A 15,444-nucleotide genomic window follows, 5' to 3' on the forward strand; every position below is an offset into this window, starting at 1 on the left:
CCTCTTCCTTATATATCTGGAAGTCCTAGTGCAATACCCGGGACAAGCGTGTTCGCCCCCCGAAATCCCCCCCTTTTAACCACTCGTGTTAATACCTCTGATTGTTGAACAAAAAGGTATGATTTTTAACCTCCCCTTGGCTGGCACGTAGTGTAAGTTGGGATTACCCGGATTTCGCAGTGATTCCGGTGGTCTACGACGAAACGGAAGAAGGAGGAGATTGATGGTAGCAAATCTGTAGAGTATGAATGGCTATCAACGGTACTAGAGCTTGGAGATTCGGTCTGCAAAAGGGTAGAAACGTACCCTTAAGTTAATCCATTACGTTTATAGCAGTCCATCGTGATTCTAAGCAGCAAACTATTAAATGTGTTACATGGAATAGTACTAATCACAAGGCGTTTGAAGCATGGCGAATGATGATAGATATTCCTAGTCTCGTAGAGGTTGCATTGGGCCCTAAAAACTTTTTTGGCGCATTACAGCGAATCAGACCGTTGATATATCAACATTTATAGAGGGAGGAAAATAAATAATGCAAAAGACACTGCACAAACTCGTATCTCTGTCCATGGCGCTGGCCATGTGCTTGTCCCTGTTCGTCTTCAGCGTCCCGGCCGCGGCTGATGAAGCGTCGCCCAGTCTGCGCCCGATGGAGTATCTAACGCGCGGCTTGGTCGCTGCCCAGGTCCCAGGCGGCATTTTCTTGAGCTGGCGCTTCCTGGGAGACGAGCCCGATGGCCTCTCCTGGAACGTCTATCGCAAAGACGGAGACGCGGACTTTGTGAAGATCACTACCATCGCACCCAGGGATGTACAGCCCGAGAGCAATTACGAGACAAACCCTGGCATTGTGAAAGAAAGCGTTACCCCGTCTAATTACACCGACCCGAATGGCCTCGTATCTTCCATCTATGAGGTGGCGCCGGTCATCAACGACGTTGAAGGGGCGAGGCAGGGCATGTCCGTACCCATGCTGTCGGCCTTGGCGGGAAGCTCGGGGCAGGCAAACAGAGGCGCCGTGAACTATATCCCGTTGAAGCCGGCTCCGGCCCCCGTACCGCTCGCCCACTTCACATACCGCGGCTACAGGTTCGGCCCGGGCACCAATCTGTCCGCGGCAAACATGGTTATCCCCGATACGGGCGGCCAGAACTGGTACGTCGTCGACATGGATTTGCTCAAGGCTTTCCGCGAGCCCCATGACAACGAGACCCCGGTCAGCGCTGCCGATCTGAGCGAATGGGTCGACAAGCTCAACGGGTACAACCGTGAAACCTGGCAGCCGACCAACTCCCTCGGGAACGACGGCATGATAAGCGATGCCCTATTTACCGAGCTTGAGGCCAAGTTCATCAAGTATCTCGAGGAGCTGGACAGCGGTACCAAGCTCCCTTACGCGAAGACCGGCACCGGCGAGATCTATACGTCGCCAAGCGCCGCCTACTCCACCCATGACATGACTGTGGGTGATTTTGACGGCGATGGCGAATACGAGATCGTCGTCAAGTGGCGCAGTACCCAGCAAGACCCCATGTATTCCGAACCTATATTCGGCGGCAGTAATACCACAACCGCGCCAGAGTATATAGACGTGTACAAGCAGGACGGGACTTTGCTGTTCCGCGTCGATATGGGCTATAACGTAAGAGCGGGCAATGACCACGAGACCACCCTGTTCGCCGGAGACTTTGACGGTGACGGCAAGTCGGAGCTCATGCTCAAGACCGCCCTCGGCACCCGTATCGGCAATTGGGACGAAGAGTCGCAGTCCGTCGTATATCCGGACACCCTCAACACCGTCGTGGGCGGCGAGGACGGCTTGAACTCCACCTTGGACAAGTTCAAGGAATACTTTGCCGCCGGCAACGAAGAAGCCCTTGGCACCTACTGGTCTCTCCTTAACAGCTTCACCATCTCTTACCGTAGCCCGACAGCAGGAGGCGGCAACGACGGAGTCAATGATCCGACTGTTAAAAGGTGGATTAAGACATACCACGTCGGTCCGATCGGCCCCGCCAAAGACGACCAGGAGTTTTTCTCGGCCTTTAAGTGGAACGCCGAAGCCGGCAAGGGCGTGCTCGTAGACAGTGCCCAATATCCGTTCACTTACGAGGGCAGCGTCGACGGAGAGAACTGGGCCATGACGCCCGCAACCCAGCGAGGCAATTTCTCTTATCTGGCATTCCCCGGCCCCGGCGCCGGCAGTTCGTCCAGTGATTACAAAGCTCAGATAATGGCTGAGAAAGAAGCCTACTGGCTTGAGCATCCTTGGAAGGCCGCTTCATGGGGCGACGCGCAAGGCAACCGCGCCAATCGCTACGTCGGCGTCGTGGCAGTGCTTGACGACGTCAACAACTTCGCCGTCTCCCAGCGCGGCTACTACGCAAGGACGACTCTCGCCGCCTTCAACATCGTGGACGGCAACGTCAATCTTCAGGCCAGCTTCGACTCGGCCGACCCGCAGTATTGGGCCCTGGGCGGCACCGCGTACGACTATCAGAACCGCGGTAATCATTTTACTACGTCAGCCGACCTCGACGGAGACGGCTGGGATGAGATCGTGTTGAAAGCCATGGTTCTCGGCTTGAACGCCGACAAGACCAAGATTCTACCCAAAGTAATCAACGGCGACATCATGCCCACAATCGAGGGGCAGAACAGCATTCCACCGGTGGCCGGCAGCTTTGAGTTCGCCACGGACGAGGTCCGGAACAACCCACTTAACGTGTGGGCGCCGCTTCGCCATGGCGATCGCAGCGCGCTGCTTCCGATCGACAAGGACAACAGCATCAGAACGTGGTCCGGCAACGAGGAGCACCTTCTGGACGACATACGCAACGGCAGACATTACGGCTGGATACCCGGTCCGGAAGCCCACGACCCGATGAAGGGCAAACGGCTGAACGAGCAGGGCGAGATCGTCTATGAAAACTCGCTGATCTACGGCGTATACGCCGGTAGCGATGCCGAAGGAGCGGTGGCCGGCAACTTCTCTAACCGCTGGCCCGGCGCGCAGGGACACTCTCAGAATGGAGCCAGGAGCATGATAACCGGCGAGCTTCTGAACGGCAGCAATAACCTGAATAGCGGCCAAAACGCCATCTGGTTCGGTGGCGGTCTGACGGCCATGGCCGTCAGCAACGCGACCATCAGCACGGTTAACGACTTGACCTTCGCGACTTCTTCATATCTCGCGACCGGCCTTACGTCGACCGGCAATAAGAGCACTCCTACACTCAAGGCCGACATGTACGGAGACTGGCGCGAGGAGCTCATTCTCCGGGCCACCAATAACCGCCTGGCCATCGTAACGACCCTGTCGCCTACGGAGTACGGTATCCGTACGCTGATGCACGACCCGATGTACCGCAATGGCGTGGCGAACAAGAACACCGGCTACGACCAGATGGGATTCGCAAGCTTCTATCTTGGCGACGAGGCTAAACTGCCCTCCAAGAGGACCGACATCGCTGTCCCGACGAAGGCCCCCGATGCCCTGAGTAAGATCAAACTGACGGGACCGGCCAGGGTACACCCCGGCGAAACGTTCGAGCTGATCTACAGCGGGAATGATCTGGAGTCCGGAATAATAGCGCAGGATCTGACTTTCGAGTTCGATCCGACGTTGCTGGATTTGGTATCCGATCCTGTCACTATGGCCGATGGACAATTCGTCGTCGTCGATCACAAACAGGTGGGCGGCAAGCTGCGCGTGCTTGGTGTTCATCTTGGCGAAAAACAGACAGATCCGAACGGGGACCTGTTGAAGTTTAGCCTGAAGGCGAAGCCGGAAACGGAAGGGAATACGTCGATCCTGCTCAGTAATCTGGTTACGGCGGATGCAGACGGCGTTGAGACGACGCTCACAGGAGCAAGCCACAGCCTAAGAATTCAGCAGCAGGCGGTGGTAGATAAGGCGGCTCTGAATGCGTTGATTGCGGACGCTCAAGCGAAGCATGACCAGTCGACAGAGGGAAGCGCAGTCGGTAATTATCCGGCAGGCTCGAAGGCGACGCTGCAGGCGGCGATCGATCAGGCCAAGGCGGTTGCGAATAATCCGGCAGCCGATCAGGCGACTGTGGATCATGCGGCAGCACAGCTGCAGACGGCGTTGCAGACGTTCCTAAATTCGGTAATCAAGCCGATCGTCGGGGACTTCAACAATGACAACAAGATTAGCGTAGGCGACCTAGCGATGACGGTTAAAGCCTACGGCAAGACGTCCGCGGATTCCGACTGGAGCGCGTGGCAGCAGTTCGATCTGAACGGCGACGGCACGGTAGACATTCAGGATCTGGTCATTATTGCTACCCGCATTACGAATTGGCAATAGGTATGAGGAGGGAACGGTCTACCCTGCCGTCCCTCCAAAAGTAGAAAAGTACTTGGGGAGAAAGCCATAAACGGATAATGAAGATTCTGCTTTTAACAGCTGCCATGGGATTCCCCTGGCAGCTTTTGCTATATATAATCAATCATCCTTTTAGATTATCGCAGTGGAACTATGGTCGAGCTGATAGCCTATCTGGTGAAAATGTGAGGATAGAGGAACCATTTCCGTTAATAACTGTTTTAACTATATATAGAGGACGAATGTACGAAGCTACTCTGAACAGAACGAGGTGAACCCCTAATCAAAGCCGCGCGGTTACTTTATCTAATAACTAGCTAGTTGAAGATCCTAAAGTAGAATTTGTATTAATCAAACAAGCGGGTACTTTGCCCAAAGTAATGGGGAGGGGATATAAGTATGTTTAAACTTATAATAGGTGTGGGGGTATATTTTTTTGTTGCGACGCTGCTTTTGGCGTATTACATTGTAGGGGTTAGTTTTATAAAGTCCATACAGATGGCATCACTTATTACAATAATACATATTCTAATTCGTTTTATAGATAGACTCTACAAAAGGTAAACTAATTACTGAATTTGAACCATCCGGGGGCAGTAAAGGGGATCTTTGGTGGCGGAAGAGTAGGACGATTTCGCAATCGGTTCCTTGAATATGTTATCGAACGATTAGAGCTTTGCGTAGATGTAACCAAAGGAGTAAATGCGGGATTGAGCAAGGATCTAATAATAAGTTTTCTTGGAACGGCGATCGTAGGGATCGTTGAGTCTTGGTTTACCAAGGGATTATCAGAACCGGTCGATGTTGTGGCTAAACAAATGGGGCTTTTGTTAGATAGGAATCTATAGTTGACTTAAAAAAGAACCCAATATGCGCATAAAAAAACTCCGTGCTACGCGGAGTTTAATGGATATGTGCTGCTCGCCATCCTTAGATATGATTAAGAAAATCAGAATCGGTAAAGTGGCCTTGAACTTATCGCCATTTAATCAATTAAGTGGCAAAGGATCGGATATACCACAGTGCGGCATCCAGTCCCGTTGCAAGCGGCGTTACTTCTTTCCGCAGCCGTGAGAGTAAAAGACCGCCCTGAAGCGCGGTAAGTAAGGCTAACGCCAAGCCTGCGGGATCGGCTTCCGAACGCAGCACCCCACGCGCGTGCATGTCATGCAGTCCCCTGGAAATTTCTCCTTCCCAATGCGCAAACCAAGATACGAGCTCGGAACGGGCTTCTTCCTCGCTTTCCGCAATTTCACCGACTAAAGAATCGATGGAACAGCCGTTTTTGAATTGCCGCCCCATCTGAATTTCTATGATGAGATCTCTCCACGCCTGTAACGCTTTAAAGCTGTCAAGATTTCCTAAATAGGGCTGTTGAGCTTCAAAAACAGCTTCGGCCTGGTGCGCGATGACGGCTCGTACTAGCTCTTTTTTGTCATGGAAATAATGGTATAGCTGGGAAGCGCCAACCTTCGCCTGACGCTGGACATCCTCCATAGATGTCCGACCGATGCCTTGTTCGGCCATTAAGTCCGCTGCCGCTTCGATAATTCGTGCCCGTGTAGCCTGTCCTTTGAGGGTGAGCCTCAGTTTATAGGAGGTTTGATCGTTATCGTTCGTATTTTTCATGTCGTCATTATATCAAAAATGAAGTTGACAATCCAGAACTCAAACTATAGTATTGAACCATTCGATACAAAAAAATGTAGTAAACAATACAAAATAATGTATTGAATAATTCAAAAGTGAAAAGAGGTAGTGACACATGAATTCGGATCAACAGACAACCGTCGCTCTTATTACGGGAGGGACAAGCGGAATTGGGCGAACGACGGCCAAAGCGCTTGCCGGGCTTGGCATTCACGTCATTGTTGCTGGACGCCAAGTTGAACGGGGAGAACAAACGGCAATCGAAATTCGCGCCAATGGCGGTAAGGCCGATTTTATCGAGGCAGATCTGAAAGACGAAGCGAGCGCGCGTTCGCTTGCGAGAAGAGCGGTCGAGCTAGGCGGAGGCTCGATCGACATTCTGATCAATAATGCGGGGATCGGCTCATTTGGCCCAACCGACGCGTCAACGGAGGCGCAATTCGATCTTGTGTTCGGAGTGAATACCAAAGTTCCTTATTTTCTTGTAGCGGAGCTTGCTCCATTAATGGCTGAACGCGGCAAAGGAGCGATCGTCAACGTCTCGACCATGGTATCCGATCTGGGGACCTCCTTTTTTAGCTTGTACGGAGCGAGCAAGGCAGCCTTGAATCTGCTTACGAAGTCATGGGCGGCCGAGTACGGCCCTCGCGGGGTTCGCGTCAATGCGGTCAGCCCGGGTCCGACGCGTACCGAAGGCGCGTCTCAAATGGGAGAGTTCCTCGATCAATTGGCAGCGCAAGCGCCCGCCGGTCGAGTTGCCTCCCCGGACGAAATCGCGGCAGCCATCGTGTTTCTGGCTACGGATCGTTCCAGCTTTATTCATGGAGCAATTATTCCTGTCGATGGAGGCCGTACAGCCGTTTAAACGGCTTACCAAGAACGTGATAAATCATCTTCGCTTCTTTCCTAAAGAGCAAGCCGGACCCCATCGCGCCTCGGGTGTCCGGCTTGCTCTTTTCAAGAATTCCTATTGTTAGGCTCGCACAAAGCAATTGAAAGAAAATTTGACCCTGTTAACAAAGTAAACTTGGTCCGTTGAACAAAATGAAATACGTTATGCCCGTGATACAATTTCACTAACCTAACGAATGGAGAGTGGATATATGAAGAAGAATAATGAAGGAATGCTGCAAAAGCCGGTAGAATCGGGATTCGACGCGGCGTCGACCGCGAGCGACGTTATAAAAGGCATTGACCTTACCGGTAAAACGGCCATTGTCACCGGGGGCTATGCCGGCATCGGCTTAGAAACGACCAAAACCTTCGCTGTAGCGGGAGCGACCGTCGTCGTACCCGCCAGAGATATGGACAAAGCGCAAAAAAACTTAGCGGGAGTCCCTCGCGTGGAAATCTTGCCCATGGATTTGACGGACCCGGCTTCAATCGATGCATTCGCAGAACGATTTCTGGCTTCAGGCAGAGCGTTGCATTTGCTCATCAACAATGCGGGGATCATGTGGGTTCCTCTTCAGCGCGACGCTCGCGGATACGAATCGCAGCTGTCCGCCAATCATTTGGGACACTTTCATTTGACGGCGCGGCTGTGGCCTGCCCTGAAGAAAGCCGAAGGAGCAAGAGTTGTTAACGTCTCTTCTTGGGGACATCATTTTTCATCTATCATGTTTGAAGACCCGAGCTTCGAGCATCGCGAGTTCGATACGCTTCAAGGCTATGGACAATCCAAAACAGCAAATATTTTGTTTGCTCTTGAATTGGACAACCGCGGCATGAGCCATGGCGTGCGGGCCTTTTCCCTGCATCCCGGCGCCATTATCGATACGGACTTGAAGCGGTTGCTCTCGACCGAAGATCTGATCGCGCAGGGGCTTCTGGACCCGGAAGGTAACGCCGTTTATAATGCCCAGATGGGTCTAAAAACAATCCCGCAAGGCGCGTCAACAACCGTATGGTGCGCAACCAGTCCGTTGCTCGACGATCTCGGCGGCGTGTACTGCGAAGACAACGAAGTAGCCGTGCTGGATCCCCGTACGGAACCGGCGACGCCGGCGGATCTTTTTACAACGATCTTTCCGCCGTTTAACGGTGTTACGGCGTATGCTCTCGATCCGGTAACGGCCGGCAAGCTATGGACATTAAGCGAACGGCTTACGGGCGTCACGTTCGATCTCCAGCCGACCGTCTAATCATCCGTCGATTGAACTTTAACGAAGAATGCCGCGGCCGCATTACATCAAGATCTTGATGCAACGAGGCCGCGGCAAGGCGACAAACGCTGTTAGCCGGGACTGTTATCCGGAGTAAAGGGGAAGAGATGCCATATGTCTGCGCTAGAGCAGAAAATGAAGGCTGAAATCATCTGGGCGTGCATGGACGACAGCTATTATAAAGAAGAAGCCGTGCTGGAGCATCATTGCATTGTACGGCTTTTCTCCGGTGAAATGAAGGTTGTTCAAGCCGAAAACAGCTATATTATCGAAGCGGGAGAAACATTCCTGCTCCCCCGGCGTCAATTGGCTACGCTGATCAAATACCCGAAAGACGGTCATCCCTACCGGGCCATCATGCTGGTTCTGAGCGCCGAACGATTAAAGGATTATTATATCCGCCACCCCTTTAACGTGACCAAGGCTGGTTCGCTTTCGCAGAAGATTAAGAAATATGACGCGAATGAGCCTTTTCTGGACAGTTTTTTTGCCTCCCTGTTACCGTATCTCCAAATGGAAGGTCAACTGCCGGAAACCATGATTTCCTTAAAACTCGAAGAAGCGATCACCATCCTGCGCTCCATTGACCCGGATACCGATCATGTTCTGTCAAACTTCGATGAACCGGGCAAAATCAATCTTGCCGAGTTTATGGAGAAGAACTATATGTTCAACATCACGTTAAATCAATTCAGCTATCTCACCGCCCGCAGCTTGAGCACGTTCAAGCGTGATTTCAAAAAATCGTTCCAGTCGACGCCGCAAAAGTGGCTGACACAAAAACGGCTCGAATTAGCCCATTACCAGCTTGCCGAAAAAAATAAAAAGCCGATCGAGATCTACGACGAAGTCGGATTTGAAGATTTATCGCATTTTTCCTATGCTTTCAAAAAGCATTTCGGATATACCCCTTCCGAGCTGATTCGCCAAAAGGTTCACACCGATTCAAAAGAAGAATAGCGGGAGGACATCGTAATGGAGTATACAAGATTGGGAAATACCGGTTTGGAAGTTTCGCGAATTTGCCTGGGCTGCATGAGCTACGGCAATACCGGTACAGGCATCAACGACCGACCCTGGACCCTGAACGAGGAGAGCAGCCGTAACTTCATTAAGTTGGCTGTGGATAATGGCATCAATTTTTTTGACGTTTCCAACAACTACTCAGATGGCGATACGGAGCGGATATTGGGCCGCGCGATCCGCGATTTCACGCGGCGCGAGGATGTCGTAATCGCGGATCGGGTGTTCGCTCCCATGAGGCCCGGTCCCAATGGCATGGGCCTGTCCCGCAAGGCGATTATGACGGAAATCGACGATAGTCTTAGGAGATTGGGCACGGACTATATCGATATATATGAAATCGGTCGCTTTGACTATGACACGCCCCTTGAGGAAACGCTGGATACCCTTAACGATGTGGTAAAGTCGGGCAAAGCCCGCTATCTTGGCGCCTCTACATTGTACGCCTGGCAGTTGATGAAAGCGGTCGAGATCCAGCGCGCCAAAGGCTGGCATCGGTTCATCGTCATGCAAAATTACTATAATCTTCTATATCGGGAGGAAGAACGGGAAATGTTGCCACTGTGCGAGTCGGAAGGGATTGGGGTCACGCCCTGGTCGCCATTGGCGCGCGGGCGGTTATCGCGGTCTTGGGAGGTTGAACAGCTTACCGAACGTGCGAAAACGGACAGTTATGCGGCGCAAACCAATATTAATGTAGACATGGATAAGCCGGTCATCGACAGACTGACCCAGGTGGCTGAAAATCGCGGTCTTCCTATGGCCCAAATAGCGTTGGCGTGGTTGCTATCGAAGCCCGTCGTTGCCGCGCCGCTTGTCGGCGCAACCAAGGAGCAGCATATACAAGATGCCGTCGCCTCCGTATCGCTCAAGTTATCGGAAGAAGAAATCAATTTTCTGGAAGAGTTGTACCGCCCGCATGCGCAATTAAACAATTACCGTTTTGTAAAATCAAAATAAAGCTTCTGTTCTTGATTCACGTCGAGCTGCGAACGACCAATTGAGTCGGCAGCAGAACCTTGCGAGGGAGCATGGTGTTCCCATTCATGCGGTCAAACAAAAGATCGACGGCCGCTATCCCCATCTCCTTAGTAGGGACATCAATAGTAGACAATGGAGGGCTGGAGTATTTCGACATTTCGATATTGGACAGGCCGATAACGGCGACCTCGTCCGGCACGGAGATGCCGTTGTGATACAGGCTGCTGAGGGCTGCCATGGCCATCAAATCGCTCGCCGAGAAGAAGGCGGTCGGAAGTTGCTTGGCCTCGCATAATTTATTAATTCTTTCGATGCAAATCGCTTCATCCCACATGCAATCGATCACCCAGTCCGGATTAACCGTCAATCCGGCGGCGTGCATGGTGGCGTAATAGCCGCGGTAACGTTGGCTGTCCTTAATATTCCCCCTTGCTCCGCTTCCTCCAATAAATCCGATCTCCTTATGTCCTCTTTCTATTAAATGCTGCACCGCTATAGAAGCGGAATGATAGTGATCGTAACCCAAATTATCAATATCCCAGTGATCCGTATCGATCCCGACAATATAGCGGACTTGATTGCGGATGTATTCGTAGGTTTCGCCGTTTAGCGATTCCATAAGGAAAAGTCCCGTAATCGGTTCGCTGAAGGTGTTGAACAGAATCTTCTTGTCCTCCAACTCGTGCCCCGTCCGAATAAAGGCGATATCATATCCTTGGCTGAATAACCGTTCCTCCAAGCCCGATAGGACGGACATAAAATAAGGGTCGTTGTATTTATCTTTCGTCACGCTTAAGACGCATCCAATTTTGACGGCAGACTTATCCGGTACAATCTCTTTTTTGGATGACGTCTGGGGCTTGGCTTTTGAACTGATCTTATAATTTAGTTGCATAACGGCCTGCCAGACGCGAGCACGAGTCTCTTCCGTAATCTTGTAGGTGGAATCGTTGTTTAATACTCTGGATACGGTGGCTGTCGATACTTTGGCCTGATTTGCAACATCTCGAATCGTACTCATAACGAAGGGATTCTCCTTTTTCATCTTGCATTCTTCTTACATATTACCATGCATGTATTCATTTTACGAAACAAAAACCTGTTACATAAGTTCTATCAGTTCATTTTTTCATATTTGTTGCGTGAAAAATTTGATTTTGTTGCGCGAAAAATGTCGGTTAGAGAAGAATGGGTGAAAATCAATACGTAACATAAATGTTACGCGATCAAGGAAAGAGAAGGCCTTATTCTTCCGCAAAACGCTATAATCGGACTTCGCACTTTCGAAATGATCATATTAATGTAATGAAACATTACGTTAATATGTCTTAATAATTTAGAAATACGTGGATTTCACGCTAGAACTGTAAAATAATTGCTTGCATGTTTGGGCTCTAGTGATATAATTACCTCATAAAGTTTACTAAACAAAAGTAACAAATTACGTAACAAAAAGCAAGGGAGAATACAAGTGTGGAGGAGCGAGTGGAATATGGGTAAGCCGGTTACGATATATCCTGCCATTCTCGATGGATTTCTGTCCAACCCGGGCATTGGCTTTACGGCAGCGCCAGGGCTGATGAACGATCCGGAGGCCGTCTACGATAATCTTGGCGCACGTCAGAATCAATACAAATTCTCCGATGAAAGCGTTACCTTCAATCATCCCGACAGCAAAGTCTATTTCTTCAGCATGAAGTGGAAGGACCTCGAAACCGCGAAGGGCGTCTACCGATGGGAAGTCGTCGAAGAGAAGTTGCGGCTTGCCAAATCCCACGGCTGTAGCGCGATCGTCCGTTGCTCTCCGTATGCCTTAAGCCCGGAGGACGACATTCCGGAATGGTTCCGCGCGGATTATCCGGAGAAGCCGGAATTTCCCTTCTGGAGGGTAGATCCGATCACGACGCCGTACGCCGCGCACTGGGCAGACTTTATCGGAGCCTTCGCCAAGAGATTCGACGGTCATCCCGTAATTAGCTCCGTCGATTTAACCATCGTAGGCGCATGGGGAGAAGGCGGCGGAACCGAATTTATGAGGAAGGAAGCCATCAAACGAATTGTGGACGCTTATCTGGACGGGTTTAAGATCACGCCGCTCCAAGCGCTTCTGCATGACCCGGTATCCATGAAGATCATCAAGGACCGGAAAGGCAAAGTCGGCTTCAGAGTGGATTGTCTAGGAGATATGGGCGGGTTTCATGGAGAGAGATGGTCTCATATGACGGATTTCTACCCGCAAAATATTCAAAACTTCCAAATGGGCGATGCATGGGAGAAAGCGCCGGTCGTATTCGAGGCATGCTGGCATATGAACGATTGGTTCGTTCAGGGCTGGGATCTCGATTACATCATCGAAGAATCTCTGAAATGGCATATTTCCTCCTTTAATAACAAAGGAACGATTGTACCGGAGCCTTGGAAGGGCAAAGTCGAGCAATGGCTAAAGAAAATGGGGTACCGTTTCGAGTTGCGAAAATTGACGTACGATTCGGCGGTGGAAGCCGGCGGGGAGCTTAGCATCAGGGCTCTCTGGGCAAATGTTGGCGTAGCCCCGTTATACAATCGCTATCCGCTTATCGTTCGCCTTACGAGAAATGAACTTACGCATGTTTTCACCAGCAAGGAGGACCCGAGGGAATGGATGCCGGACAGAGATATTCTGTGGGAGGAAAGCTTCGCCATTCCCGTCGACTTGCCGGTGGGCGAATACACGCTGGAGATCGGGATCGAGACCGGCGTGGAGGAGATCGGAACGCTCCGTCTTGCGATCGATGGAAATAAGGACGGCTATTACCAGATGGGCATAGTACGGCTTGGATAAGAGAGGGGATAACGGTTCTATGGGAACGACGATCGATTTTCATGCTTGCATGGCTTATTGCGATTTCGATTATTTGCCGGAAGGGCTGGAGCGTAAGTACAAGAACTACGTGCCGGACGACCGAGCCCTATTGATTCCCCGTGAATTCCTGTCGGGGCTGTATGAACGACATCAAGTTCCCGAGCACGCGCGCCTATTGATCGATCAAGGCATTGAAGCCATCGAGAACGATTCCGTACTGTTTTCATTTACCAAGTTCCTGACGGCGGACATGTGCACGGCACGTAACCGTTGCGATGACGACTTCTATAAGGATATGAAGCCAGGATGCATGAAGGAGTTGCGAGATAGGTATTCATTTATACTCCTTCTGGCTTGTATCCGTCCTAGCTTAAGCATGTTGGAGGAGCGCGGCGTTCCCATCGCTTATTACGAAGGGATTCCGCACCAGTTCTTGAAGGGGCAATTCGAGAAAATAATCGGCAAAAGCGATTTTAACGTTCACGATTTTCCTTGGGTCATGAATTTCTATACTTGCTCTATCTTTTTGCTCGACCGCTTCTATTTTATCCCGCATCGTTTTGAAGACTCGTTTACATTATATAGGCATCAGGATTCACGAGAGGTCGTTGCGCTCATGCATGCGGATGAGGAATTCCGTAGCGACGGGCAAGTGAACGGGATTAACGGCGTTTACGATTCCGAAGGGACATTCCGTTCGGAATGGAGGGAAGATGACGGCGCGATTACGGCTAACCGGATTAATCCGATGGGATTCGTCGAGCGGGATCTCATAACGCTAGAGAAGAGGGAATGGGATCCGGCGCTTCATAAAGGGGATATGATGCTGGCGCTTCATATCCCTTCCGGGCCAGGATATACACCCGAGAGAATCAAGACATCAATGGCTATGGCTATCGCATTCTATGAGCGCTATTTCCCGGAACTGGCTATAAGAGGCTTCTGGAGCGAGAGCTGGCTTTACGATTCAAGGCTCTCCTTGATTCTGGATCCGGAGAAAAGCAATATCGTTAAGGTTCAGAGGCAATTCTACAATTATCCGATTAGGGAAGGGGACGGCATGCTCCGCCAAGAAGTGTTCGGGGACCGGAATGCCGAGCCGTCTTCAAGCAGCCGTCAGGAAACTACCCTGCAGAAAGCGGTCCTGAACTATATGAAGAGCGGCGCGCGATTTAATACGATGAGCATGGTCGTACTGAAGGAAGAAGTTGACCGAATAGGCGACATGCCTTATATATCGACCTCGGATATAGAAAAATTCCTGGAAACGGTAGATAGCCATCTGGCGGGGAGGCGGCCGGCATGAAGTGTAACTTCTCGCTGGAAAGCTACGAGCAATACTCTACGTCCGTCTTTCGTCCGCGGCGCCTGGCCCAGCCATTCAGCGATCCCGATGCCGGTCGGTTCACTTACGTAGAGGTTGCTTGGAACGAAGGGGAGCCGAGCCGCGGAGCCTATCGGCTGGAAGGAATGAAGGAAGCAATCGCGGCTGCGATCAATCCCGTTCTCGTTCTCAGGCCAGTCTTGCCTCTATGGGCGAAAGAAGACCCAGCGGGTTACTTTGCGGCTTTCATCCGCAAGGTTGGTAGCGACGCCGATTCGGAAGGACGGCTCGCGGGCATCGTCATCGTTGCGTTGTCCGACAGTAAAGAAGAATGGAACGCTTATATGGACTCATTCCAAGCTACTCCGCTTCTCGCCGATCTGCATCATACCGCTCTAATCCATCACTTGCGAGAGCGTAATAGGGAGTTCGGATTGCTCGTCACCTGTAGCGAGTCGACCTGGATCGATTGCTGCGAGGCTTTCGCAACTCAACAGCTTCATCACGTTTGGAGGAGCAAGCCGGTCGTCCTTCATGTCACCGAGCCTTCGAGCGGTCCCTCCGTCGAGCGTGAAGCTCTTCGCTGGCACGCGAGTCTCGCGAATATAAGTATGGAGCTAGGTGGACGGCTCGAGCTGCGAAGAATGACCTATTCATCCTCGGTAACGAGCGGGGGCAGTTTACCGCTTCGCTTATGGTTCGTGAATACGGGTAGCTCTAGATTGTACCGGGAGTTCGAGTTGCGTTTGCGACTTAAGCGAGAGGATGCCACCTATGTGATCCCCGTAAGAGCCGACTCGCAGGCATGGTTGACGGGAGATCTGGTCCATAACGAGGTCTTGAGAATACCGGAGGTGACGGAGGGGGATTATTCGATCGCCTTGGGACTCTTCTTACGGGACGGATCGCCGATCCGCCTGCATATTCAAGATCAAGAGGACGGCGGCTATTACGAGGCAGGCACCTTACGGGTAGAAAGCCCGGGCGAAGACCCTCTCCTTCGTATCTGGGAGACGTATTACCCGGAAGGCTATTATCCGCTCGAAGATCCTAAGGTTCCCGAATCGAATTCGGTAGAATCGGATAACGTCAAATCATAGAGCCT

General features: G+C 51.3%; 11 protein-coding genes. 9 read left to right on the forward strand and 2 right to left on the reverse strand.

Annotation, left to right across the window (positions count from 1 at the left end):
- Positions 1-535 precede the first annotated feature (535 nt).
- Both DFP95_RS04130 and DFP95_RS29770 read left to right on the forward strand, forming a co-directional pair.
- Positions 536-4,336 (forward strand): rhamnogalacturonan lyase family protein, encoded by a 3,801-nt coding sequence (locus DFP95_RS04130; RefSeq protein WP_115991261.1) that lies wholly within the window; start codon positions 536-538, stop codon positions 4,334-4,336.
- Between the two features lie 596 nt (positions 4,337-4,932).
- Entirely contained in the window at positions 4,933-5,202 is a 270-nt protein-coding gene (locus tag DFP95_RS29770) for a TetR-like C-terminal domain-containing protein (RefSeq protein WP_181907232.1), read from the forward strand.
- 145 nt (positions 5,203-5,347) lie between these two features.
- Here the strand turns inward: DFP95_RS29770 and DFP95_RS04140 are convergent, their stop codons facing one another.
- Positions 5,348-5,983 carry a TetR/AcrR family transcriptional regulator gene (locus DFP95_RS04140; RefSeq protein ID WP_115991263.1) on the reverse strand — a complete coding sequence of 212 codons (636 nt, stop codon included), beginning with the start codon at positions 5,981-5,983 and terminating at the stop codon, positions 5,348-5,350.
- A 136-nt stretch (positions 5,984-6,119) separates the two neighbouring features.
- Here DFP95_RS04140 and DFP95_RS04145 point away from each other — a divergent pair, with 136 nt between their 5' ends.
- The 4 genes from DFP95_RS04145 to DFP95_RS04160 all read left to right on the forward strand — a co-directional run bounded on the left by DFP95_RS04145 (position 6,120) and on the right by DFP95_RS04160 (position 10,152).
- Positions 6,120-6,869, forward strand: a complete 750-nt coding sequence (locus DFP95_RS04145) for an SDR family NAD(P)-dependent oxidoreductase (protein ID WP_115991264.1) — start codon at positions 6,120-6,122, stop codon at positions 6,867-6,869.
- Positions 6,870-7,107: 238 nt separating this feature from the next.
- Positions 7,108-8,148, forward strand: a complete 1,041-nt coding sequence (locus tag DFP95_RS04150; protein WP_115991265.1) for an SDR family NAD(P)-dependent oxidoreductase — start codon at positions 7,108-7,110, stop codon at positions 8,146-8,148.
- Between the two features lie 135 nt (positions 8,149-8,283).
- Positions 8,284-9,129 (forward strand): helix-turn-helix domain-containing protein, encoded by an 846-nt coding sequence (locus DFP95_RS04155; protein ID WP_115991266.1) that lies wholly within the window; start codon positions 8,284-8,286, stop codon positions 9,127-9,129.
- A 15-nt stretch (positions 9,130-9,144) separates the two neighbouring features.
- A complete protein-coding gene (locus DFP95_RS04160; protein WP_115991267.1) occupies positions 9,145-10,152 on the forward strand; it encodes an aldo/keto reductase in 1,008 nt (335 codons plus the stop codon).
- A 16-nt stretch (positions 10,153-10,168) separates the two neighbouring features.
- On the opposite strand, the gene DFP95_RS04165 is transcribed toward DFP95_RS04160, so the two are convergent.
- Positions 10,169-11,194: a LacI family DNA-binding transcriptional regulator gene (locus DFP95_RS04165; protein ID WP_115991370.1), complete on the reverse strand. Its 1,026-nt coding sequence runs from the start codon at positions 11,192-11,194 to the stop codon at positions 10,169-10,171.
- A gap of 471 nt (positions 11,195-11,665) precedes the next feature.
- On the opposite strand from DFP95_RS04165, the gene DFP95_RS04170 reads away from it, so the two are divergent.
- From DFP95_RS04170 to DFP95_RS04180, 3 genes are read left to right on the forward strand one after another with little or no spacing between them, the layout of a single operon-like run.
- Entirely contained in the window at positions 11,666-12,994 is a 1,329-nt protein-coding gene (locus DFP95_RS04170; protein WP_115991268.1) for a DUF4832 domain-containing protein, read from the forward strand.
- 19 nt (positions 12,995-13,013) lie between these two features.
- Positions 13,014-14,321 carry a hypothetical protein gene (locus tag DFP95_RS04175; protein ID WP_115991269.1) on the forward strand — a complete coding sequence of 436 codons (1,308 nt, stop codon included), beginning with the start codon at positions 13,014-13,016 and terminating at the stop codon, positions 14,319-14,321.
- On the forward strand, positions 14,318-15,439 hold the full coding sequence (locus tag DFP95_RS04180; RefSeq protein WP_115991270.1) for a DUF4832 domain-containing protein: 1,122 nt from the start codon (positions 14,318-14,320) through the stop codon (positions 15,437-15,439). Before DFP95_RS04175 ends, DFP95_RS04180 begins: the two co-directional genes overlap by 4 nt.
- The last annotated feature ends 5 nt before the right edge of the window (positions 15,440-15,444 follow it).

The sequence above is a fragment of the Cohnella lupini genome (genome assembly GCF_003386205.1).
GTDB classification, from domain to species: domain Bacteria; phylum Bacillota; class Bacilli; order Paenibacillales; family Paenibacillaceae; genus Cohnella; species Cohnella lupini.